This window comes from Sorangium sp. So ce887, assembly GCF_051521455.1.
Taxonomy (GTDB): Bacteria; Myxococcota_A; Polyangia; order Polyangiales; family Polyangiaceae; genus Sorangium.
This window is the reverse complement of record NZ_CP150354.1, coordinates 2,937,203-2,960,322: the sequence shown is the minus strand read 5'-3', so window position 1 is coordinate 2,960,322 and position 23,120 is coordinate 2,937,203. Positions and strand designations below refer to the sequence as shown.

General features: G+C 69.5%; 13 protein-coding genes. 7 read left to right on the top strand and 6 right to left on the bottom strand.

Features of this window, described 5'->3' with window-relative positions; genetic code table 11:
* Positions 1-22 precede the first annotated feature (22 nt).
* Positions 23-601, bottom strand: a complete 579-nt coding sequence (locus WMF36_RS11225; RefSeq protein ID WP_437579599.1) for a transposase — start codon at positions 599-601, stop codon at positions 23-25.
* 1,087 nt (positions 602-1,688) lie between these two features.
* Between WMF36_RS11225 and WMF36_RS11220 the strand changes: the two genes are divergently transcribed.
* On the top strand, positions 1,689-7,154 hold the full coding sequence (locus WMF36_RS11220; protein WP_437579598.1) for an AAA family ATPase: 5,466 nt from the start codon (positions 1,689-1,691) through the stop codon (positions 7,152-7,154).
* Here the strand turns inward: WMF36_RS11220 and WMF36_RS11215 are convergent.
* On the bottom strand, positions 7,123-7,494 hold the full coding sequence (locus WMF36_RS11215; RefSeq protein ID WP_437579597.1) for a response regulator: 372 nt from the start codon (positions 7,492-7,494) through the stop codon (positions 7,123-7,125). The two genes, WMF36_RS11220 and WMF36_RS11215, sit on opposite strands and share 32 nt — an antisense overlap.
* Positions 7,495-8,541: 1,047 nt before the next feature.
* On the opposite strand from WMF36_RS11215, the gene WMF36_RS11210 reads away from it, so the two are divergent.
* From WMF36_RS11210 to WMF36_RS11195, 4 genes are all read left to right on the top strand, one after another.
* On the top strand, positions 8,542-9,384 hold the full coding sequence (locus tag WMF36_RS11210; RefSeq protein ID WP_437579596.1) for a metal-dependent hydrolase: 843 nt from the start codon (positions 8,542-8,544) through the stop codon (positions 9,382-9,384).
* A gap of 16 nt (positions 9,385-9,400) precedes the next feature.
* Entirely contained in the window at positions 9,401-10,681 is a 1,281-nt protein-coding gene (locus WMF36_RS11205) for a flavin-containing monooxygenase (RefSeq protein WP_437579595.1), read from the top strand.
* 222 nt (positions 10,682-10,903) lie between these two features.
* Complete coding sequence (locus WMF36_RS11200; protein WP_437579594.1) at positions 10,904-12,406, top strand: protein kinase domain-containing protein; 1,503 nt, start codon at positions 10,904-10,906, stop codon at positions 12,404-12,406.
* A 109-nt stretch (positions 12,407-12,515) separates the two neighbouring features.
* Entirely contained in the window at positions 12,516-13,766 is a 1,251-nt protein-coding gene (locus tag WMF36_RS11195; protein WP_437579593.1) for an ATP-binding protein, read from the top strand.
* 79 nt (positions 13,767-13,845) lie between these two features.
* Here WMF36_RS11195 and WMF36_RS11190 read toward each other — a convergent pair whose 3' ends face one another.
* Positions 13,846-15,447, bottom strand: coding sequence for a glycoside hydrolase family 43 protein (locus tag WMF36_RS11190; protein WP_437579592.1), 1,602 nt, complete (start codon positions 15,445-15,447; stop codon positions 13,846-13,848).
* A gap of 670 nt (positions 15,448-16,117) precedes the next feature.
* Here WMF36_RS11190 and WMF36_RS11185 point away from each other — a divergent pair.
* Complete coding sequence (locus tag WMF36_RS11185; protein WP_437579591.1) at positions 16,118-19,444, top strand: beta-propeller domain-containing protein; 3,327 nt, start codon at positions 16,118-16,120, stop codon at positions 19,442-19,444.
* Between the two features lie 999 nt (positions 19,445-20,443).
* Positions 20,444-20,806 carry a hypothetical protein gene (locus tag WMF36_RS11180; protein WP_437579590.1) on the top strand — a complete coding sequence of 121 codons (363 nt, stop codon included), beginning with the start codon at positions 20,444-20,446 and terminating at the stop codon, positions 20,804-20,806.
* Here WMF36_RS11180 and WMF36_RS11175 read toward each other — a convergent pair whose 3' ends face one another.
* The 3 genes from WMF36_RS11175 to WMF36_RS11165 form a co-directional block, all read right to left on the bottom strand.
* The gene (locus tag WMF36_RS11175) at positions 20,807-21,694 is read right to left on the bottom strand and encodes a LysR family transcriptional regulator (protein WP_437581892.1); all 888 of its coding nucleotides are present in this window, start codon (positions 21,692-21,694) and stop codon (positions 20,807-20,809) included.
* Positions 21,695-21,910: 216 nt separating this feature from the next.
* Positions 21,911-22,390 carry a DUF6691 family protein gene (locus WMF36_RS11170; RefSeq protein ID WP_437579589.1) on the bottom strand — a complete coding sequence of 160 codons (480 nt, stop codon included), beginning with the start codon at positions 22,388-22,390 and terminating at the stop codon, positions 21,911-21,913.
* Positions 22,387-22,818, bottom strand: a complete 432-nt coding sequence (locus WMF36_RS11165) for a YeeE/YedE family protein (protein WP_437579588.1) — start codon at positions 22,816-22,818, stop codon at positions 22,387-22,389. The genes WMF36_RS11170 and WMF36_RS11165 overlap by 4 nt, the downstream gene beginning before the upstream one ends.
* Positions 22,819-23,120: the final 302 nt, after the last annotated feature.

The following is a 23,120-nucleotide window of genomic DNA, read 5'->3' as shown; positions in this document are numbered from 1 at the left end:
GCACATTCCCGTAGGGGGAAAGTCAGTGCATTGAGGCCCTCCTTGAGGTCGAGACCGGCCTCGACCGAGCCGTTGCTGCAGCGGCGCCGAGTCCCTTGTCGATCGAGCGCTGCCGGCGGCGCGCCTTGACCGCGGCCTCCTTCATGCTTTGCGCCTGCTGCTCGACCGATTGGGCCTGCAGCCGCAGGCCCTTGGCCGAAGCGGTCGCTGCGATCTGCGCATCGTAGACTGTGCCGTCGCGCCACATGGCCCACAGCACCCCCGACAGCCGCCGCGCCAGCGCCACGACCGCGATGTGGTGACCCCGGCGCTCGGCGATGGCCTTTGCCCATCGACCGAGCGGGTCGCCGCTGCTCTTGTGCCGCAGGATCGTGTGCGCAGCCTGCGTCAGCAGCGCGCGCAGATAGGCGTTGCCTTGCTTGGTGATCGAGCCCAGCCGCCGCTTGTCGCGCCCGCCGGTGGTGTCCTCCAACGGAACGAGGCCCAGGTAGGAGGCGAGCTGGTAGGCGTGGTGAAAGCGCTTGGCTTCGTCCACCACCGAGACGAACGCGGCGGCGATGACCAGCCCCACGCCGGGGGCCGTGGTCAGCCGCGCGATCACCGGCTCGTGGGTTCACAGCTGCTCGAGCGCGGCATCGACCAGCGCGATCTGAGGGGTGAGCATCTCCAGCGCTGCCACCTAGCGCTACACTTCGCATGGCTGACCTCTCCTGGGCCCCCGTCTTCTGCGTCTTCGAACGCGTGGGGGGGCCCGCAGGCAACCCTGCAGGCGAGAGGTCAGCCATGTTGCTTGCTGCTCCGAGCGGCTCTTTCTTGCGCGCTCCTCTCCGGAGCCTGGAGCCCCCGCCGGAGGCCTCCGTCCGCCCATCGCCCGCAGCTGTATCCGGCTGGAGCGCGCAGGGGGAGTCAAGGGCGGCGGTGCCGGCGAGCTCCGCTCGCGAACCCGTGACGCCTCCGAGCACTCCAGCACCCTCGGCTGCCGATGGGCCGACCTCCGCGGTGCTGCGGGCTGTCTTCGCAGGCCCCGCCGCGCGAACGCGTCGAGTAGAGGCTCGGGTCGGTGCAGTTGGCATCATGGGTCCAGGCGCCCCGTGGGCTGCCTCATCCCATCTAGGGGGGCGATCCGTCGTCACGCTCTCCCAAGATCCCGGGGCATCCGACGGATCGCGACGGTTCGGCGCCGCGGAACAGTCCCGCCAGGAATCTGCCTCGCGAGAGGAGAGAGAGTTCAACGCAAAGACGCCAGGATCGCAAAGACGCAGAAATGCATGAAAGTGTTCTTTTTTTTGCGCCTTTGCGCCTTTGCGCCTTTGCGTTGAAATCTCTCTCCGGATCTCTGGCCGGACTTCTGGCGGGCGGAACTACTTGCGCTGAGTTTCCTTTATAGAACGCAGGCCCATGACGCATGCGACGTGAGGCACAAGATTTGCGCTCATGTCGACAGAGCGTAGCATCACGGTCCGCGAGGTCTTCACAGGACCCATCCTGCCGGCACATGGCGCCGAGCCCGGTCGGCAGGGATTCGAGCCCGCGTGAGAGCTCAACCACGCTTGCGCTCCGGCTCGGCGGCCCGGCCGACGATGCCCGAGCCCTGTGGAGCACCGCGCACGCGGCCTCATCGTCCTCGCCGAGCGTGTCGCGCATCAGGAACCCTCTCCATGCCCCTCGCCTCCCGGTACACGATCACCATGCCTCTCTCCCTCGATGGCACAGCCGTCGTCTATCGTGCGGTCAGGAGCGCCGATCGCTGCCCGGTAATCCTCAAGGTGCTCGATCCGCGGCGCAGCCGCCCGAAGGACCGCGAGCGGCTGAAGCACGAGTATGAGATCGGACAGCTGCTCGACTCCCGGGCCGTCATCAAGCCGCTCGCCCTCGAGATGTACCACGGCATGCCGGCCCTCATCCTGGAGGACTTCGGCGGCAAGTCCCTCGATCGCCTGCTCGGGACGCCCATGGGGATCGAGCGCTTCCTCCCCCTCGCGATCCGCATCGCGGCGGCGGTCGCGGACGTTCACCAGCAGGACATCATCCACAAGGACCTGAAACCCGACAACATCCTCGTCAACCCCGCCTCCGGCGAGGTCAGGATCGCCGGCTTCGGGGTCGCGTCCCGCCTCCCCCGCGAGCAGCAGCGCGCGCAGCCCCCCCGGCTCATCGAGGGCTCCTTGCCCTACCTATCGCCGGAGCAGACAGGGCGGACGAGCCGGGCCATCGACAACCGCACCGATCTCTACTCGCTCGGCGTGACGTTCTATCAAATGCTCGCCGGCAGGCTCCCCTTCGAGGCGCGCGATCCGGTCGAATGGGTCCATTGCCACGTGGCCCGCGTTCCCACGTCGCCGTCGGAGCTCGTCCCCGAGGTGCCCGAGACGATCTCGCGCATCATCCTGAAGCTCCTCTCCAAGATGCCCGAGGATCGCTACCAGAGCGCTCGCGGCCTCCAGCGCGACCTGGAGAGGTACCTCGCAGAGTGGAGCGCGAGCGGGCGGGTGGAGCCGTTTGCGCTGGGCGAGCGAGACACGACAGGCCGGCTCCAGATCCCGCAGAAGCTCTATGGCAGAGAGGCGGAGGTCGCCCTCTTGCTCCAGGCCTTCGGCCGCGTGGTCGCCACGGGGACGCCGGAGCTCCTGCTCGTCTCCGGATACTCCGGGATCGGCAAGAGCGCGCTCGTCCATGAGCTGCATAAGCCAGTCATCCGGGAGCGGGCCTTCTTCCTTTTGGGCAAGTTCGATCAATACAAGCGCGACATCCCCTACGCCACGCTCGTCCAGGCCTTCCAGGAGCTCGTGATAGAGCTCCTCGCCGAGAGCGAGGAGCGGATCGCGGCCTGGAGACGGCAGCTGCTCGACGTCCTCGGGGTCAACGCCCAGCTCATCGTGGAGGTGATTCCGCAGGTCGAGCTGGTCATCGGACGGCAACCGCCGGTCCCCGAGCTGCGGCCGACCGAGGCGCAGAACCGCTTCCGCATGGTGTTCCGGCACTTCATCGGGGTGTTCGCCCAGAAGGAGCACCCCCTCGCGCTCTTTCTCGACGATCTCCAGTGGGTCGATGCGGCCAGCCTCGGGCTGCTCAAGGACCTCTTGGCCCACCCTGAGATGCGCTATCTCCTCATCATCGGCGCCTACCGCGACAACGAGGTGTCCCCCACCCACCCGCTCCTGCTGACGTTGGACGAGGTGCGGAAAGACGGCGCGCGCGTCTCGAACATCGTGCTCGGTCCGATACGGCAGGAGCACCTCGCCGCATTCGTCGGCGAGGCGCTTCGCTGCCGCCTCGAAGACGCCGCACCGCTCTCCGATCTCGTCTACGAGAAGACGGCCGGCAACCCCTTCTTCGCCATTCAGTTCCTCCTTTCGCTCCATGATGAGCGCCTGATCGAGTTCGACGAGCGCACGGAAGCCTTTCGGTGGGACGTCGCGAAGATCCGCGAAAAGAGCTACACCGACAACGTGGTCGACCTGATGGTCGGCAAGCTCAGGCGGCTGCCCGCGAAGACCCAGGAAGCGCTGAAGCAGCTCGCCTGTCTGGGAAATACCGCCGAGGTCGCCCTCCTGGCGATGGTTCGCGGCAGCGTGGAGCACGACGTACACGCGGACCTCTGGGAGGCCGTCCGCGCGGGCCTCGTCATCCGCGTGGACAGCACATACAAGTTCCTCCACGATCGCATCCAGGAAGCGGCCTATTCGCTCATCCCGGCGGAGCTGCGCGCCGAGATGCATCTTCAGCTCGGCCGGCTCCTTTTGTCTCGGTTGCCAGAGCAGGGGATCGCAGAGCGGGTCTTCGATGTCGCAAACCAGCTCAATCACGGTGCCCACCTCCTCACCGACCCGCGCGAGAAGGAGGCGCTCTGCCGGCTCAACTTCCTGGCGGGGACCAAGGCAAAGGCCTCGGTGGCCTACGCGTCGGCTCGCAGCTACCTGGCCCAGGCGACCTCCCTGCTGCCACCGGACGCCTGGACCGCACGGTACGAGGATGCATTCACGCTCCACCTGGAGCTCGCCGAATGCGAGTACCTCGTCGGCCGCTTCCAGCGGGCCGACGAGCTGTTCGACCTGATTCTCCAGAACGCCCGCTCCAAGCCCGACCGATCCAGGGCGTACCGATTGCGCCTGCGGCTCTACCAGATCGCCGGACGGCACCGCGATGCCGCGGCGGTCATGATCCAGGCCCTGCAGCTCTACCGGGTGATGCTCCCGGAGTCCGACGAGGAGATCGAGGTGGCCGCGGAGGCCGAGATCCGGCAGGTCTCGATCAACCTGCGCGGGCGCCCCATCGCCGACCTCGTCGATGCGCCTGTAGCCACCGACGAGAGCGTGCGGGCGCTCATCGGCCTGATCGCCGAATCGTGCCCCATCGTATACACCTCGCGACCAGCGCTCTGGGTCCTGCTCACCGCCAAGGGGGTGAACGTGTCCCTAGAGTGCGGGCACGCCGAAGAGTCCTCTTTCATCTATAGTAATTACGGCATGGTGCTGGTCTCGATCTACCGCGACATCCCGCGCGCGCTTCAGTTCTCCGAGATGGCGCTCAGGTTGAATGAAAAATTCAAGAGTGCCACGGCAACACTGAAAGGGAAGCTGCTCTTCCAGTATGCAAGCGTCATCAAGGTCTGGTGCGGGCGCTTCGCAGCCAGCCTCCCGCTCATGGAGCAGGCCTTTCTCGCTTGCCTCGACATCGGAGATCTCGTCTTTGCCGGCTACTTGACCTACAACATGACATGGCTTGTCCTGGAGAGCGGAGAGCCGCTCGTTCATGTCATCGATGTCGCGCGGAAGCACATCGCGTTCGCCCGGCATACCCACAATGACGTGGTGTACCATATCCTCCGGCTCGAAGAGCAGTTTGCAGCGAGCCTGAAGGGAGCGACGCAGGCGCCCACGAGCTTCAGCGACGGCACCTTCGACGAGGAGAGCTGTGTCGCGGCCCTCAAGAAGGCGGGCTTCGGCCTTGGAATTACATACTACCATATCATGAAGCAGATCGCGACATTTACCCATGAACGATATGCCGAAGCGCTGGAGTCCGCGACCAGCGCCACGTCGATGCTGCGCCAGGTGGCGTCTATGGCGATCGAGGCGACGCATCACTTCTACCACGCGCTCACGCTGACGGCGCTCTATGCGCAGGCCCCTGCCGAGCAGCAGCGGCAGTTCGCGCAGACGCTCGAGAAGCAATTGCAGAAGCTGGAGCTCTGGGCCGACAACTGCCCCGAGAACTTCCGGGCCCGCTACGCCCTGGTATCAGCCGAGATCGCCCGCACCGAGGGCCGGGACCTCGACGCCATGCGCTTCTATGAAGAGGCCGTCCACTCGGCGCGCGACAGCGGCTTGGTCCACGTTGAAGCGCTTGCCTACGAGCTCGCATCTCGGTTTTACCGGGCGCGAGGGTTCGTGCGCTTCGCCGATACCTACTTGCGCGAGGCCCGCTCCTGCTACGTCCGCTGGGGCGCCGACGGCAAAGTCCAGAGCCTCGACCGATGCTACCCCGAGCTCGTCGAGCGACCATCGGTCGCGCTCACCGCCACGTTCGTGGCCGCGCCCGAGCAGCTCGACCTGTTCTCGGTGGTCAAAGCCTTGCAGAGCATCTCGTCCGAGATCCTCTTGCCGAAGCTCAGCGAGACGCTGCTGCAGATCGTGCTCCAGCAGGCGGGCGGGCAGAGAGGGGCGCTGATCCTGGTCCGCGACGGCGAGCTCGCCGTCTACGCCGAGGCCACGACCGACGGGACGGAGATCCGCGTCGCGAGCCACAAGGGCGTCCCGGCCTCGGCGGCGGCGTTCCCGATGTCGATCCTCCACTACGTCGCGCGGACGCGTGAGCCCGTCATCCTGGACGAGGCCGCCGTGGCGACGCGGTTCGCTTCGGACGAGCACCTCACCCGGAGACGGCCGCACTCGCTGCTGTGCCTCCCCATCGTACGGCAGGCGCGCCTGAGCGGCCTTGTATACGTGGAAAACAACGTCGCGACGGGGGCGTTCACGGCCGGCACGATCCGGGTGCTCGAGCTGCTCGGCGCCCAGACGGCCATCTCGCTCGACAATGCCATGCTCTACGCCGACCTCGAACGGAGCCAGATGGAGATCAAAGCGGTGCTCGACAACATGGTCGACAGCGTCCTCGTCGTCGACCGGACCGGGCGCGTCACCCTGGCCAACCATGCGGCGGCGCGCCTCGCAGGGCTCGCGAGCCCGGACGAGGCGCGCGGGCCCATCGTGGAGCTGGCGCGGCGGCTCGGCTTCGACCGCCCGAACGGGACGCCCTACGAAGCGGAGCAAATGCCGCTCGTGCGCGCGCTCGGCGGCGAGACGGTGGCCCTGGATGAGGGGACGATCTCGCTCCCCGGCGCGGAGCGGACCCGCTACGTGCACACGAGCGCGTCGCCCATGCGCGATGCGGGGGGGCAGGTGGTGGGCGCGGTGGCGGTCGTGCGGGACGTCACCGAGCTCGTGGAGCTCGACCGGCTCAAGGACCAGTTTCTCCGCGTGGCCGCGCACGAGCTCAAGACGCCCGTGACGGTGATCATGGGCTATGCCGAGATGCTCTTGCGCACGGCGACGGAGCTGCCGCCGAGTCAGCGCCGGATCCTGGACGGGCTCTTGCGGGGCGCCGACCGAATCGAGCGGATCGTGGCCGATCTGCTGTTCCTTTCGCAAGTCCAGCTCGGCCGGCTGAATCTGGTGCTCGAGCGCGTGGATCTCGGGGAGCTGGTCGACCGCATGGCGGCGCGCCAGGAGCAGGGGGCGCGGTCGCGCCGCATCCGGGTCACGTGCGCCGAGCCCGTGGTGCTCCAAGGGGACCGCGAGCTCTTGGAGCGGGTCGTGGCGCACCTGCTCGACAACGCCCTGCGGTACTCACCGGATGGCGGCGAGGTGGAGCTGGACGTGCGGATGGCGGACGCGCTCGACGCCCTGGTGTCCGTGCGCGATCAGGGGGTGGGGATCCCCGTGGAGAAGCGGGCGCGGATCTTCGAGCGCTTCCATCGCGCCCACACCGATACGCCCCACGATTACGGAGGGATGGGGACGGGGCTGTACCTGTCGCGCGCGATCGTGGTGCGCCACGGAGGCGAGATGTGGTTCGAAAGTGAGGAAGGCCGTGGCAGCACTTTCCACGTCCGCCTGCCCCTTACATGCGAAGGTGCGACCGTACCATCCTGACCAGCTGGTCGCAGTGAAAGGGCTTCGCGATCCACCCTGCGGCGCCGATCTCCTCGGCTCGAAGGGCGGCGTGCTCGGCCGCGGTCAGGACCATGATGGGCACCGACCGGCCGTATCGGATCTGAAACTCCCGCGCGAAGGTCCGGCCGTCCATGACCGGCATCTTCATGTCGAGCAGGATGAGGTCGGGCATGTGTTCACCTATCCTCTCCAGAGCCTCTTGTCCGTGCCGCGCCGTCTGCACATGGAATCCCTCGACCGAGAGCATCATTGCCACGAGCTCGCGTAGGTCGTCGTCATCTTCCGCAACGAGAATATTCATCGTCACCTTGTTCTCCATGGCCCCCAGAGTGACCGATAGGGCTCAGGCCACCCTTCCGTTCACTCAGCGCGGGAGCCCGATGACTCCGTCGAGCTCTCTTCAATATCGATCCGCTAGCCGTTAGCCATCAACACTCATTTCCTATGCTGTATGTACAGCCATTCCTCCCTCCTGGCGCGCCAGCACAGGCGGACTCAGCCGAGAGCGTCCTCATGGCCATTTAAGTATAGCCATTCCGATTCACGTCGGCCTTCAGAAAAGCCTGTCATCGCCGGACGGTTACTCCTCGGCGACCGCCTTCCGCCGACAGGCAGGTCCGACGGCAGGCATGCGGCCTGGCTCTGCCTGCAAGACCACGACCGACGTGATCGTGACGACCCTGCCGCCGTGCTGGCTCGCCAGTCGCTATGCTCGGCGGGGGACAAGGCGAAGCAAAACGATTCGAGGACGTCGAGGGCGAATCGCCGCGCTCACCTCAGGTGACAGGAGGTTCCTGTCGAGCAGCCCCGGCCGACTACTCCGGGGCCCTCACAGACCGAGCCAGGTCCAGGTACTTGAGCCGCCCCTCGGCGATGAGGCGTTGGCGCGTCGCGACCCAGTGCTTGGGACTCAGGGCGAGGATGCGACTGAGCGGGTAGCTCGGAGCCACGGTCAGGATCTCTTGCAGCGGAGTCGCCATGGATGACGAGAGCGATCGCTGCTGGACGGCTGAAACAATCGAGGCCGGCGACACGCATCAAGGCCATCGCTTCTTCGGCATGCCCCGAGCAGCGTGAGCCAGCCGCCCACTGTGCTGGAGAGCGCCCCGCGGTGGACTCGCCATCGCGAGCTGCCGCAGCGGCCGTCGCTGCAACCCCTGATCCCGCCCGCCCGGCCCCCTCGCCCGGCGACGTGCGTCGCCCGCGACGCTATTGACTCCCGTTCAATAGCTGATATCAACACGGACCGGCGCCCGTACCCTGAGCTGCGCTGCGGTGCGGCGCGCCCGGCACGGGCTCCGCCGGCGCCTCGACGGGCGCTGGAGGGCACCTCGGGAGGAGAGGAATGCGGAGGAAGGAGAGCTCGATGATCACCGACCCGTCGTCCCTCACGCCGCGCAAGCCGCCCGTGGCGTTCGAGCAGGGCCTCACCCGGCACTGGCTCGGGGGCCAGGCGCTGCCGACCCACGTCGCCAACGCCATCAACCTGCTGTTCCCGGCCGGCGAGCGCTTCTTCATCCGCAGCGTCGCGCGCTACGCCGACCGCGTCGAGGACCCGGCGCTGCGCGCCCAGGTGAGGGCGTTCTTCGGGCAGGAGGGCCACCACGCCAAGGCGCACGAGCGGTTCTTCGACCTGCTCCGCGGGCAGGGCTACGAGATCGACCGGTTCCTCCGCGCCTACGAGCGGGTCGCCTACGACGGCATCGAGCGCGTCTGCTCGCCCGCGCTGCGGCTCTCGGTCACCGCGGCCCTCGAGCACTACACAGCCATCATGGCGGAGGACGCGCTCCAGGCAGGGACGCTCGACCTCGCCCACCCGACCGCCAGGGCGCTCCTGCTCTGGCACGCCGCCGAGGAGATCGAGCACAAGACCGTCGCCTTCGACGTGCTGAAGCTGGTCAACCCGAGCTACGCCCTGCGCATCGTGGGCTTCGCGCTCGCCACCGTCACGCTCTCGATGTTCTGGCTCGCCGCCCTGCTCGTGCTGCTCGCCCAGGAGCTCCCCCGCCGCGGCGACCGCGGCGACCGCGGATCGTGCGGGTCGTGCGGATCGTCGACAGAGCGACTCCCGCTCACGAGGCACAGGTCCGTCCTGAAAGGCGTGTTCCTCCGCGGCATCCGCGAGTACCTGCGCCGCGACTTCCACCCTTCCCAGAACGACAACCTCCACCTCGCGAGGGCCTACCTCGCCGGGATCGGCTTCTCCTGAGCGCCGGACGGACGCCATGAGCGGTTACGAGCACAAGCACGCGATCATCGGCGCAGGGTTCTGCGGGCTCGGCGTCGCTCGGGCCTTCAAGCGGAGCGGCATCCCGTTCGACGTCTTCGAGGCGGACGACGACGTGGGCGGCAACTGGTACCACGGCGTCTACGAGACGGTGCACATCATCTCGTCGAGGAGGACCACCGAGTACCCCGACTTCCCGATGCCCGCGGACTACCCCGATTTCCCGAGCGCCGCGCAGATGCTCGACTACCTGCGCGGCTATGCCGAGCATTTCGGGCTCCGGGAGCACATCGCCTTCCGCACGCGGGTCACCCGCGTCGCCCCGCGGGGCGACGGCCGCTGGGAGGTGACCCTGAGCGGCCCGTCGGGCGGCGAGACGCGCATCTACGGCGGCGCCGTCGTCTGCAATGGCCACCACTGGGACCCGCGCATGCCCGACCTCCCGGGCACCTTCAGCGGCCAGCTCATCCACGCCAAGCACTACAGGCGCCCGGAGGAGCTCGCCGGCAAGCGGGTGCTCGTGCTCGGCGGCGGCAACTCCGCGTGCGACATCGCGGTCGAGGCGTCGCGGTTCGGCGCCTCCTCGCACATCAGCCTGCGCCGGGGCTACTGGTTCTTGCCGAAGATGATGCTCGGCGTCCCCACCGTCGAGCTGCTCAAACCCTGGATGCCACCCTGGTTCCAGCGACGTTTCGTCAAGAGCCTGGTCCGGCTCACCGTCGGCCGCTACGAGCGCTACGGGCTCCCCCACCCCGATCACGAGCCGTTCGAGCGGCACCCGACCCTCAACTCGGAGCTGCTCTATCACCTCCGGCACGGCAGGATCACGCCCCACCCCGACGTCCGGCGCCTCGACGGCGACACCGTGGAGTTCGTCGACGGGGCGCGCGAGCGATTCGACCTCATCGTCGCGGCCACCGGCTATCGCGTGAGCTTCCCCTTCCTCGCGGACGGCGTGATCGCCTGGAAGGACGGCCTGCCCCAGCTCATCGACGGGATCGTCCCGCCGAGCCACAAGAACCTTTACGTCCTCGGGCTCGGCCAGCCGCGCTACGGCGCCGGGCCGCTGATCACGGCGGGCGCCGATCTGCTCTGCACCATGGTGGCGACGCAGCAGCAGCTCAAGCACCCGCTCGGGGCGCTGCTCGCGCGGATGCACTGCAGGCCCCCCCGCACGCTCCTCCAGGACCCTTTCCAGGTGCTCCGCGCAGTCCGCATCCGCAAGCAGCTACTGCCGAGGCTGCCCCGGCTGGAGCCGCTCCTCATGCGGGGCGCCTAGCCGTGCTGGCGCGCGCCGCTCCGCGCGAGGGGCCAGCCGCGCTGAGCAGCGTGGCATTACGACACACCCTCGACATCGTGCTTGACGCCGCGCGGACGCGTGCACAGCGATCGCGGCCGTCATGACGCGCCTGCGACACGTCCACCGGCAGTCGCGTGCACGCCGCTTCGCAGCTGCAGCACGTGTCGCTCTTCGTTGATAGGCATGAGCAGGGCACGTATCATGCGCTCTATGACAGACGCGGCGGACGGCCCGCCTGGCTTCAGTGCCGGAAGCGAGAACGGCGGCGATCCCCCGGCGCCGCTCGTGCCCGACGTCGCGGATACGCTGCCGGGCGTCGATACCGTCGTGCGCGACCGGTCTCCCGTGCGGGTCGAGCCGCCCGTCGAGCCGCCCGTCGACAGCTCGACGCTCAGCGACGAGGACCTGGCGCTGGCCGCCACGCGCTCGAGCATGCACGAGGGCGGAGGCCACGTTCAGGTGCCGCCCGATGGCGCTTTACTTGGAGGCGTCTATCGCATTCGCGGCCGCCTCGGCGAGGGGGCGATGGGGGTCATCCTCCTGGCGCGCGACGAGCAGCTCCAGCGGGACGTCGCCATCAAGCTGCTCCGGCCGGAGCAGCTCGACAACGCGCAGATGCAGGCCCGGCTGCTCGCGGAGGCGCGGGCGATGGCGCGCGTCCACCACCCGAACGTCGTCGAGATCTATGCGTTCGGGGAGTACGCCAACGCCCCGTATTTCGTGATGCAGTACGTGCCCGGGGTCACACTCGACACCTACGTCCACAGCAAGGGCGGCCGGCTCGTCCTCGACGAGGCGCTGAGCCTGCTCGACCAGGTCTGCCTCGGCGTCTCGGCGATCCACGCCTCGGGCATCGCCCACCGCGACATCAAGCCGAGCAATATCCTCGTCGGCCAGGCCCTGCGCGTGGTGGTCGCCGATCTCGGCCTCGCGAAGCGCATCCCGCGCGGCGATCGGATCGAGCTCGCCTTCTCCGGCACCCCGGCGTACCTGGCGCCCGAGGTGGCGCTGGGCCGGCACCTCGACCCCGCGCTGCTGCCGCGGATCGACGTCTACGCGCTCGGGGTGGTCGCTTACTACCTGCTCGCCGGCCGCCTGCCTTTCCAGAGCACGAGCACCGTCGATCTGGTGATGCAGCACGCGTATCAGCCGCCGATCCCGCCGAGCGAGCTCTGCCTCGACATCCCCGCGTCGTTCGACGCGCCGGTGCTCGGGGCGCTGGCCAAGGAGCCTGAAGAGCGCACGGCGAGCGCGGAGGCGCTGCGCGAGGCGCTCCTCGACGCCCGCGGCGCCATGCCGGCGTACACCCACGCGACGCGCGTCGTCGTGGCCGACGACAGCCCGTCGTTCCGCAGCTTCCTCGTCAGCGTCCTCGCGCAGGCGCTGCCCGGCGCCGTCATCGAGACCGCGCCCGACGGCACGACGGCGCTCGCCGCGATCGAGGCGAACCCCCCGTCGCTCGGCGTGTTCGATCTGGACATGCCCGGCCTGGACGGCATCTCGCTCACGGCGGCGGTGCGAAAGCTCCCGCGGGGGGACTTCCCGATCGTCGTGGCGACCGGGACGGGGGGCGCGGCCGACTGGCAGTGCCTGTCGCGCCTCGGCGCCTCGGCGTTCCTGGTCAAGCCGTTCGACGCCGGGCAGCTCATCACCCTGGCGCGCGCGCTCGTGGGCGTCGCCGACGAGCAGAAGCGCCGGCAATGAGGTTCAGAACGAGGACCATGACCACGGCGCCAGCGCGGGCGCCGTGGCGCGGCGCCTGTCGGCGCGAGATCGCCGATGGCCCGCGGGGTCGGCGGCGTCGAGGCTCCGGATGAACGACAGCGAGATCAAGATCCTTCTGGTGGATGACGACGAGGTCGATCATCTCGTCACGCGCAGGCTCCTCCGCGAGGTCTCCCGGACCCGCTACGACGTGACGTGGGTGAGCACCTCGGACGAGGCGCTCGAGGCGCTGCTCGCAGGCGGCTACGACGTCTGCCTCCTCGATTTCCGGCTCGACGCCCGCACCGGCCTCGAGGTCGTGCACGAGGCGAACCACCTCGGCTGCGCGATCCCCATCATCATGCTGACGGGGGTCGGCGACGAGGCGATCGACATGGCCGCGATGAGCGCGGGCGCGGCGGATTACCTCATGAAGGGGAAGTTCGACGCGCAGATCCTCGAGCGCACGATCCGCTACGCCATCGAGCACAAGCGGAGCCAGCTCAAGCTCAAGCAGTACGCCGACACGCTGGAGGAGAGCAACCGGCAGCTCCTCCAGATGCACGAGGAGCTCGCGGCCAAGAACGCGGAGCTCGTCCGGCTGAACGAGGAGAAGAACCGCTTCGTCGGCATGGCGGCCCACGACCTCAGGAACCCGCTCGGCGTCATCCTGGGTTACAGCGACTTCATGCTGATGACCCACCGCCGCGGGGAGCCGTCGTCCCTGCTCCGGGAGGGCGGGGTCGAGATCATCGAGATGATCAGGAGCTCGAGCAAGTTCATGCTCTCGCTCATCAACGATCTGCTCGACGTGTCGATGATCGAGCTAGGCAAGCTGAACCTCGACCGGAAGAGCACGGATATCGTCCAGCTCGTCGAGGCGAACGTGGCGCTCAACATGGTGCTGGCGGGGCAGAAGAACATGAGGCTCGTCGTCGAGAGCGACGAGAAGGTCCCGCGGGTCGAGGTGGACGTCCACAAGCTGGAGCAGGTGCTCAACAACCTGATCAGCAACGCCATTCACTACTCCCCTCAGGGCAAGGCCATCCGGGTCCGGGTCGAGGGCGCTTCGGCCGCCGCGGGGCCGAACGGGGCCGCGACCGAGGTGATCCTGTCGGTCCAGGACGAGGGGCCCGGGATCGCGCCGGAGGACATCGGCAAGCTGTTCCGCCCGTTCGGCCGGGCCAGGACGGTCAGCACCGGCGGAGAGCGCTCGACGGGGCTCGGGCTCGCCATCGCGCAGCGCATCGTCGAGGGGCACGGGGGGCGCATCTGGGTGGAGAGCGTGCTCTCGAAGGGGGCGACGTTCTTCGTGGCGCTGCCGATGGCGGCGTCGGTCGGGGGCGAGGCGGCGGCCTGACGGGAGACGGCCGGAGCGCTCGGCCGGGATCGGGGAGCGAGATCCGCGGGGTCCGCTCCGCTCAGGACACCGGCCGCGCTCAGGGCTCCCGCGGGAGCTCGGCGTAATCGAGGTAATCGAAATCGGCGGGGAGGCTCTTTCCCGTGAGATCATGGGCGCACAGCGCCGCGAAGGCGCCGGTGAAGCCCATGCCGAGCGAGGTGCGCTCGTCGGACAGGAGCGACGCGTCCAGCACCGGCCCGAGCGCGTCGAAGCGCTCGCCGTCCTCCGAGGACGAGAACTGCAGCTTTTTGCCGGAGAGCTCGAAGCGGAGGTGGAGGCGAGGGGCGGAGAAGGCGACCGGGCGCGCGAGCCAGGTCAGCTTTCCGTGCTCGCTGCCGAGGAGCGCGATCGAGCGCCCGGCGCTCTCGTCGTGGCTGAGCAGCGCGTAGAAGAAGTTCTCGTCGTCGTACAGGGCCATGAGCCCCGCCATCTGCTGGAACGAGGCCGGCTCGAACTCGAGGCAGGTCTCGACGCGGCAGCGGAGCGACTGGATGCGGCGGCCGACGACGCTCTGCCGGTGCAGCGACTGCGGCGACTCGCGGCCGCGGACGCGCAGGTGGCCGGGGCGCTCGCGCAGCGACACCCAGCTCTCGTCGGGCACGTCGCGCAGCGCCTGGTACGCGACCCCCAGCGCTCCCCGGTCGAAGTGGTCGCGCGCCGGGGCCTCCTCGAAGGGGTGGTCCGGCAGCCGGGGCGCCGGCACGCGGACGGCGGGCGCGGCCGGGCGCTCCGCGTCGAGCGTGAGCCATCCGTCTTCGGTCCAGCGCACCCGCTGCAGCGCCGTCTCGCGGCCGAGGATGCAGCGGCGCTCGCCGGGGAGCGGCCGCCCGCACAGGTGGGCGAGGTACCACTCGCCCGTCGTGGTCTCGACGAGGGAAGCGTGGCCGGCCTTCTGCAGCTCGAGGCCCGGGTCGTGATGAGAGGTCAGGAGCGGGGCGCTCGGGTCGATTTCGTACGGCCCCTCGATGCGGCGGGAGCGCGCCATGACCGCGGCGTGCTCGTAGCTTGTGCCGCCCTCGGCGACGAGGAGGTAGTAGTGGCCCCCGCGCCGGTAGAGGTGCGGCCCCTCGGTGAGGCCGCGGCCGCTGCCGGTGAAGATCCAGCGGGGCTCGCCGACGAGCCGGCGCTGCTGCAGATCGAGCTCCTGCAGCACGATGCCGGGGAACTGGTTGTTGCCGGGGCGATGGTCCCACACCATGTTCGTGAGCCACGCGCGGCCGTCCTCGTCGTGGAACATCGACGGGTCGAAGCCGCCGCGGTTCAGCGCGACGGGCTCGGACCACGGCCCCTCGATGCGGCTCGCGGTGACGTAGTAGTTGTGCGCGTCCACGAAGCCGTGGCCCCAGGACTTGACGTCGGTGTAGACGAGATAGAACACGCCGCCTGCGTGGGAGAGGCAAGGCGCCCAGATACCCCCAGAGCGAGGGTTGCCGAGCAGGTCGAGCTGGGAGCGGCGGTCCAGGGCATAGCCGATGGGGTTCCAGTGGCGGAGATCGCGGCTGTGGTGGAGCCGCACGCCCGGGAACCACTCGAAGGTGGAGGTCGCAAGGTAGTAGTCCTCGCCCACCCGGACGATGGAGGGATCGGGATGGAAGCCCCGGAGGACGGGGTTCTCGATGAATCTCGGTTCTTTGGTCATCGCTTTGGCCGTGGTGCTCGGGAGTGAAGTCGGGGACGGTTCGACACGGTCACGCCGGGGGGCGCGGGGTGTCGTGCGCGCGGCCATCTTGCAGCGGGCTGGCTGTCCAGCGCAACGGAACACGGCGGGCCGAGGGAAGTGTGAGGCAGATTCGTTGAGCCCGGGGCTGCCTCCTCGTTGGGCGACGAGGGGATCGTTCTCCCAGAGACAAGCGGTGACCCTGCGATGTCGCGTCGACCCGCGGGCCATCGACGCTGCGCCGCGGACTCAAGTCAGGGCCGCCCCGCCTTGGGTGTGGGCACGCGGCTCCCGTGTGAGCACCGCGGCGCTGCGCTCCGCCCAGAGCCGCCGGACGTCCGCCCCGACGCCGTCCTGCGTCACGCGAAGATCCGCGTTCGCCTCCGTCCTGTCACCGCAATCCGCGTTGAGCGCGCCCTCCAGAACGTGGATAATCTGCGCGATGCAACTTCACGGTCCAGGGTAGCGCGAGGCCGCGAGGACCAGGGCGATCGCGGGCTGCGCCGTGCCGGACGCGCCCTCGACCACTCGCCGGGAACTCGAGGCGTCGTCGTCCGTCGACCGGGACGTTCAGACCGCGGGTCACCCGTGTAGGACACATCGATGTGCGCAGGCTCAGCACCTCGCGCGAGGTGCTGAGGAGGAGTAGGCAGTGGCGAAGAGAGCTTTGTTCAGAGGCGTGCTATCGGCGCAGGCCAGCGTGATGGCCGCGCTTCTCTTGCTGTTAGGACAGGGATGCGGGGGCGACGAGAAGCAACCCGAGCCCCAGGAGCAAACCCCTCCGGAAGAAGAAGAGAACGAGAACCCACCGCCCGAGGAGGAGGAGCCCGAGCCCCAACCTCCCGAGGAGGAGGAGCCCGAGGAGGAGGAGCCAGAGACCCCGGAGGGGCCCAGCGAGTTCACGTCGGCCGACGACCCCTTCACCGAGGGGAACCTCGGCGAGGAGGAAGAGGAGGAAGAAGAAGAGGAAGAAGAGGAGGAGGAAGAAGAAGAGGCCGGCCGCGAGATCGAGGAAGGCGACATCTACCGCGTCCTCGGCGGCGGGCAGCTCCTCAACCTCAACCCCTACCGCGGCCTGCAGGTCATCGACATCCAGGACCCGTCGAGCCCGAAATTCCTCGGCCAGCTGCAGATCGCCGGCACCCCGGTCGAGATGTACGCCGTCGGCGATCGCGCGGTCGTGCTCCTGAACGACTGGGCCGGCTACCAGCTCAAGGCCGATGGCCTCACCGTCGAGCGGCGGGCCGGCGGCACCGTCCTGTTCATCGACATCGCCGACCGCACCGCGCCCAAGCTCCTGTCGCAGTACCCGGTCACGGGCTCCATCATGACGAGCCGCCTCGCGCGCGGCACGAGCGCGACCTCGCTCTACATCGCCTCGAACGGGTCGGAGCTCGCGGAGATCACCCCGGGCCAGTTCCAGTGGGTCAACAAGACCCTGGTCAGGAGCTTCGATGTCGGCGTCGACGCGCTCGTCGAGCGCCCCGGGATCGAGCTCGGCGACGCCGTGACCGCCATCCACGCCGAGGCGGACGTGCTCCTCGTGGCGCGCAACAGTCTCAGCTGGTCGGAGGAGATCAGCGAGATCTCGGTCATCGATATCTCGAACACCGACGGATCCATGGACCTGCGCGGCAGCGTCAACACGGCGGGCTACGTGCGCTCCCAGTTCCACATGGACTTCCGCGACGACATGCTGCGCGTCTTCTCGGGTCCGAGGTGGGCCGACGGGACGCCCAGCCACCTGGAGACGTTCGACGCGGCCGATCGCGACAACATCGCGCCGATCGACAGCGAGGACTTCGGCGCCCAGCAGTCGCTCTTCGGGGCCATCTTCATGGACGACAGGGCGTTCGCGGTCACCTACCGGCGCGAGGATCCGTTCCACGCCTTCTCCATCGATCCGAGCGGGAACGTCGTCGAGGAGAGCGAGTTCATCGTGTCCGGGTGGAACAACTTCTTCCGCCCCGTCCTCGGCGCGACCCGCCTGATCGGCATCGGCGTGAACGACACGAACGGCCGCCGGCTCGCCGCCAGCCTCTACGACATCACCAACCTGACCAACGCGAACCCCCTCGTGGCGCGCGCCGAGGTCGACAGCGCCGCCGATGGCTGGAGCTGGTCGGAGGCCGACTGGGACCACCGGGCGTTCACCGTGCTCGACGACGCGGTGGAGGCGGTGGCGCCGACCGGAGAGGCCGAGACCGGCCTCGTGCTGCTCCCGTTCTCCGCGACAAGGATCGTGGACAACTACCGGCGGCCGTTCTCCGGCGTGCAGATCTTCACCTTCTCGGACACCACGCTGACCCGCCGCGGCCTGATGGAGCACGGGACGCCCGTGCGCCGCACGTTCCGCGCCGAGGAGATCGCCACGGCGAACGTGTCCGACGAGCAGCTCACCCTCTACGCTCAGGACGACCTCGACGTCACGACCCAGCTCGGCCAGCTCGAGCTCGCCCCGGACTACACGAAGGTCTTCGCGTTCGGCGACCACCGCGTGCGCATCAAGCTGCCGTACGACCTCTACTGGACTCCCCAGGAGAACCGGAAGATGAAGGCCGAGGTCGTCCCGAGCACCGGGCTCACCCAGCTCGTGGCCCCGGTGGCCGCCTTCGATCTGCCGCTCGGCGCGCAGCTCTACCAGGTGGGCGACCTGCTCGTGTCGCTGACCACCACCTTCGAGAACTGGGTGGGCAAGGTGGCCCATATCCAGGTGATCGATCTGTCCGATCCGACCACGCCGCGGCAGGCCGGCACGCTCGATACGAGCGACCTCCCCTCGATCGGCGGCTACTACGGCGGGGCGAGCTCGTTCCCGACCGTGCACCCGGGGCGCGATGCGCTCGCGTTCCTGCGCGTCATCGGCCACACCGAGGATCTCGGGGTCGGCTGGGCGTGCCGGACGAACTCCATCCAGAACGCGACCTGCTTCGGGCAGGAGGGCTGCACGTACATGGCCGGAGAGCGGATGTGCCGCAGGATCGGCAGCGACGAGTACTGCAACGGCGGGTTCGCCGAGTGCACGGACCACGTCGGCGCCGACACGACCTGCACGCCGGTCGAGGTCGACCGGAACGACATTCCGGGGATCACCTCGACCTACTGCTACGAGTACGTCCCGCGCCGCACCTGGGCTCAGATCGAGATCAACGTGCTCGACCTCTCCGACCCGGACAGCCCGACCGTACGGCCCGCCCTGACGCTGCCGGACAACAGCGAGACCGTGAACGTCCTCAACGACAACGGCGAGCTCTACTTCAACATCAAGCGCTCGGTCGGCGCGCCGGACGACCCGCGCCCGCACACGCAGTACTTCCTCACGCACCTCAACCTGTCCAACCCGTCGCAGCCCGCGCTCGACCCGGGGATCAACGTGCCCGGCGAGATCCTCGCGATCCAGGGCGACTCGATCTACGCGAGGGACAAGGTGTGGGGCCAGCAGTTCATCGAGACGGCGATCGCCCGGCTCGAGCTGCACCAGGGGCTCGCGTACCTCCAGGAGTACCAGCAGTTCCCGAACCGCCAGGTCAACGCGATCTCCATCGACGGCCGCGGGCTGCCCGTCTTGAGCCACAGCCTGATCTGGCGTCCGGGCTACGGGTGGTACAACGGCTGGGATCCCAACCAGAAGCTGACGACGCTCTCGCCGGTGCCCGCGGGGGAGACGCCGCCTCCGCCGCCGGAGAACGAGAACCCGACGACCCCCGAGTTCAACCAGCTCTCCACGGTCCGCCTCGCGTCGTGGGCGTCGCTGCGCCACACCGCCGACATGCGCGCGCTCTTCGAGGTGCCCGGCGGCGTGCTGGCGATCTCCCTGGAGCAGCCGGAGGCGCCGAAGGCGCAGGCGTTCTTCCAGACCTGGGGCTGGCCCGAGAAATTCGTGACCAGCGGTGAGGAGGTCCTCTTCGCCGCCGGCCGCTTCGGGATTCACCAGCTCGACCGCGAGACCGTCAACCTCGTCCCCTACCTGGGCGAGTAGCCGGGCAACGTGACGGCCGGCCCGGGCGAGCCCGCCGGGCCGGCTTGCCGCGACGTCGTCGCGGCGCTGCAGCCCCGTCATCCACCGCGGCCGCGTCCTCCACCTTCCCGATTCACCCTCAGCGGCCCGCACAGATCGCCCCGGTCCAGGCGGAGGAAGCGCTGCGCGCCCACGCCGACGGCGGAGGAGGCGGTGGGATCCGGTTTCGCGGAGCGCCGGACAACGCTATGGAGGAGCCCCATGGCCGAGCAAAACACAGCGGAAAACGGGGCGGGGCAGCCGGAACACGCGGAGCCCGTCGAGGAACGCGCGCCGGACCAGAGGGCGACCGAGACCGCCGGAGGGGCGGCGGAGGGCAGCGCGGCGACGTCCCCCGACGGCGCGGCGGCACCCGCGACGACAGGCGCAGCAGCCGGAGCGGGTGTGGCGGACACAGCGCCCGTTGCCGCAGCGCCAGCCACCGCAGCGCCCGCTCGCACGCGGCCTCCGCGGGTCATCGACATGCGCCGGCCGCGCACGCCGGCGCCCGCGCAGGAGCCGTCGCCGCGGCTCCCGGCACGCCCAGGAGAACGCGGATCGGACGAGCGTGGACCACGCGAGCGCGGGCCGGCAGAGCGCGGCCCTCGCGACGGCGGCGCGGTAGAGCGCGGCCCGGCGGACAGGACGAGGGCGCCGCGAGATGGGGCGCCCCACCGCGGGCGGGCAGGCGTCGACCGCGCCGGCGGCGCTCCCCCGACCCGTGCGCCCGCACCCCGAACCGCGCCGGGCGCCGCCACGCGAGAGCGCCGCGCGGCCGCCGCAGGGGAGCCTGCGCAGGGCGACGCAGCGCGGACGGATGCGCTCGCCGCGCCGAAGCGCGCCGCTGCCGGCGGGGAGCCCGAGGCTCCTCGCAATGCGGCCCGGCCGCCGCAGCACGCCGCGCCCCACAAGGCGGCCCCGGCTCCGCCGCCGGCACCGGAAACGGCGGCGCCCTCCGAGCCGCGCCGGGAGGCCGCGTGGGTGCCTCCTCCCAGCCCCGCGTTCCCGCGGAAGAAGAAGCCGGCGCTCACCGCCAAGGAGGCGATGAAAGCCAAGATGCAGGCGCGAGCCGGCAAGAAGGCAGCGAACCCCGCGCCGAGCCAGGCGGCGGAGCGCACGACGGCCCAGGCCACGGATGCCGCCCGCGACGAGCTCAGGGCGTCCGCCGCGGCGAAGCCCCGCAATAGCGGCGCAGCAAGATCCCGCGATGGCGGCGCAGCGAAGCCCCGCGACGCCGCGCCCAGCTCGGTGCGCCGCGACAAGGAGGAGGCCGCGGCGGAGGCGCCGGCCAAGAAGCCCGGGCTGCTCCGGCGGCTGATGAACCTGTTCCGGCGATCCGGCTAGTCACGGCGCGGCGTCGACCTCGATGGGTCGGCTGGCCAGGAGGTCGTCCATCAAGGCGCGCAGCGCCACCGATCGATTGGCGCCCCGGGTATACAGGGCGGTCGCTTGAATGACCGGCAGCTCCAGGTCGGGGAGCAGGCGAACCAGCGAGCCGCCTTCCAGGTCACGCAACGCGAGGAACTCGGGTACGAGAGCGATCCCTAGCCCGGCCCTCGCGGCGTCCCGCGTGACGATCATGTTGCCGGTGCTCATGCGCCAGGGGACACGAACGGTCTCCCCGCCGACTTGCCAGCGGACGATGTCGGGCCGCGTGACGATGGCGACATGCCGGGCGAGGTCGCCGGGTCTCCGGGGCGCGCCGTGCTGCTCCAGCCAGCCGGGCGAAGCGACGATGACCATATGGATATCGGCCAGCTTGTGGCTGACCAGATCGCTGTCTCCGATCGCGCCCATGCGGATGGCCAGGTCGTAGCCGTCGCTGACCAGGTTGACGCGCCGATCATGGAGATGCAGGTCGATGCGAACCGCAGGATAACGCCCCATGAACGCCAGCAGGCGGGGCGCGATCGCCGCCTGGCCATAGGCGACGGACGCGGCGATGCGCAGCAGCCCCGCGGGAGCCGCGTTGTGGCTCTTGACCTCGGCGGTCGCTTGCTGCGCGTCCCGAACAATGGGCCTTACCCTGTCGAAGAAGCGCCTTCCAGCATCCGTCAGGCTGAGCGCGCGCGTGGAGCGGATCAACAGCGGTGCGCCGAGCCGCTTCTCCAGCAGCGCGAGGTTACGGCTGATCGTCGCCTTCGGCAGGCCGAGCGCCCTGCCGGCCGCGCTGAGCGAACCTTCCTCGACGATGCGCACGAACATCGATAAACCGGACAGATCATCGAGCACTTTCAATATTCCACTCCTCGAACGCGGCCGTTCCATGACGCCATCTGGCGCCGCCACGGGCAGCGTCGCAACCTGCCGTCCCCGCCTGGTAAGAGCGGAGCACGCCGTGGAGGGCGCGGCCGGCTCGCTCAGAGCAGGCGCACCTGAACCGCGTGCGGGTCGGCCCGCTCCACGCCGTCAACGTCCTTGTTGGCGAGCGGCGCGATGCGATCGAGCTTACCGCCCTGCCCGGCCGGCGTCACGTGGATGACGCCGATTCGTCGTGACGGTGGCGAGGTGCTCGATCGCCATCCCGGCGGCCATCGCCAGGACGAAGGCGAGGACGACGCCGGAGCCGGTCGCGAGCGAGACGAGCGCCGGCCCGGGGCAGTAACCGGCCAGCCCCCAGCCGGCGCCGAACAGCGCGGCACCGCCGAGGAGGCGCGCGTCGACGCCGGTGCGGGTCGGGAGGGACACGCGATCGGCCAGGAGGGGGAAGCGCGGCGCGCGGGCGGCGGCGCGCTGCTGCCAGCGAAGGACACGGTAGGCGAGGAAATGCACCGAGATCGCGCCCACCATCACGAACGCGAGGCTCGGGTCCCAGTCGCCGGCGATGTCGAGGAAGCCGATGACCCTGGACGGCTGGGTCATGCCGGAGACGCCGAGCCCCACGGCGAACAGCGCGCCGGTGAGGAGCGCGAGCGCGCTCTGCTTCATCGCGCCGCTCCGAGCAGATGATGGCTGACGTAAACGGTGATGGCCGCGGTCGCCATGAACGTCATCGTGGCGGCGAGCGAGCGGGCCGAGAGACGGCTGAGGCCGCAGACGCCATGGCCGCTCGTACACCCGTTGCCGAGCCGCGCGCCGAGGCCGACGAGCAGCCCCGCGGCGACCACGAGGCCGAGCGAGCCGCCGCCCGCCGGCGGAAAGGCGCCGGGATGCGCGGCGGCGAGCGCGAGGCCGCCGAGGAGGAGGCCCGCGACGAACGCCGCGCGCCAGGCGGTTTCGCCGGGCTCGCGAAAGAGGAGCCCGCCGAAGATGCCGCTGATGCCGGCGACCCGCCCGTTGAACAGCAGGAGCAGGGATGCGCTGAGGCCGATGAGGGCCCCGCCGACGAGCGGGCCTGTCACGGTGAATTCATGCACGATGAGACCTCGTGGGGTGCTCGTGGGGTGATTCGAGCGACAGCATAGCAACGCGCGCCGCGGATCCTCCAGGGCACGGCCGGGGTCAGGCGAGCAGCGCCGAGCTCGCCGCGCCCGCGCTACAGTGAGCGCGCAGCGCGACGACCCGCCTGGATCATCGCCGGGCCGGGCCGGACCACCGACCGCCGATCGCCTCCGGACAGCGCAGGTGGGGCCGGGAGCGGGGCGTGTCGCACACGACGCTGGCGCGGAGGTGGGCAGGGGCGAGATTCTGCCGGAGGCCGATGAGCGCTGGTGTATAG

Excerpts from the sequence above, each read along its gene's own strand:
- WMF36_RS11190 (WP_437579592.1), bottom strand. The coding sequence starts at position 15,447 with ATGACCAAAGAACCGAGATTCATCGAGAACCCCGTCCTCCGGGGCTTC.
- WMF36_RS11200 (WP_437579594.1), top strand. The coding sequence starts at position 10,904 with ATGCGCTCTATGACAGACGCGGCGGACGGCCCGCCTGGCTTCAGTGCC.
- WMF36_RS11215 (WP_437579597.1), bottom strand. The coding sequence starts at position 7,494 with ATGGAGAACAAGGTGACGATGAATATTCTCGTTGCGGAAGATGACGAC.
- WMF36_RS11170 (WP_437579589.1), bottom strand. The coding sequence starts at position 22,390 with ATGAAGCAGAGCGCGCTCGCGCTCCTCACCGGCGCGCTGTTCGCCGTG.
- WMF36_RS11210 (WP_437579596.1), top strand. The coding sequence starts at position 8,542 with ATGATCACCGACCCGTCGTCCCTCACGCCGCGCAAGCCGCCCGTGGCG.
- WMF36_RS11195 (WP_437579593.1), top strand. The coding sequence starts at position 12,516 with ATGAACGACAGCGAGATCAAGATCCTTCTGGTGGATGACGACGAGGTC.
- WMF36_RS11220 (WP_437579598.1), top strand. The coding sequence starts at position 1,689 with ATGCCTCTCTCCCTCGATGGCACAGCCGTCGTCTATCGTGCGGTCAGG.
- WMF36_RS11205 (WP_437579595.1), top strand. The coding sequence starts at position 9,401 with ATGAGCGGTTACGAGCACAAGCACGCGATCATCGGCGCAGGGTTCTGC.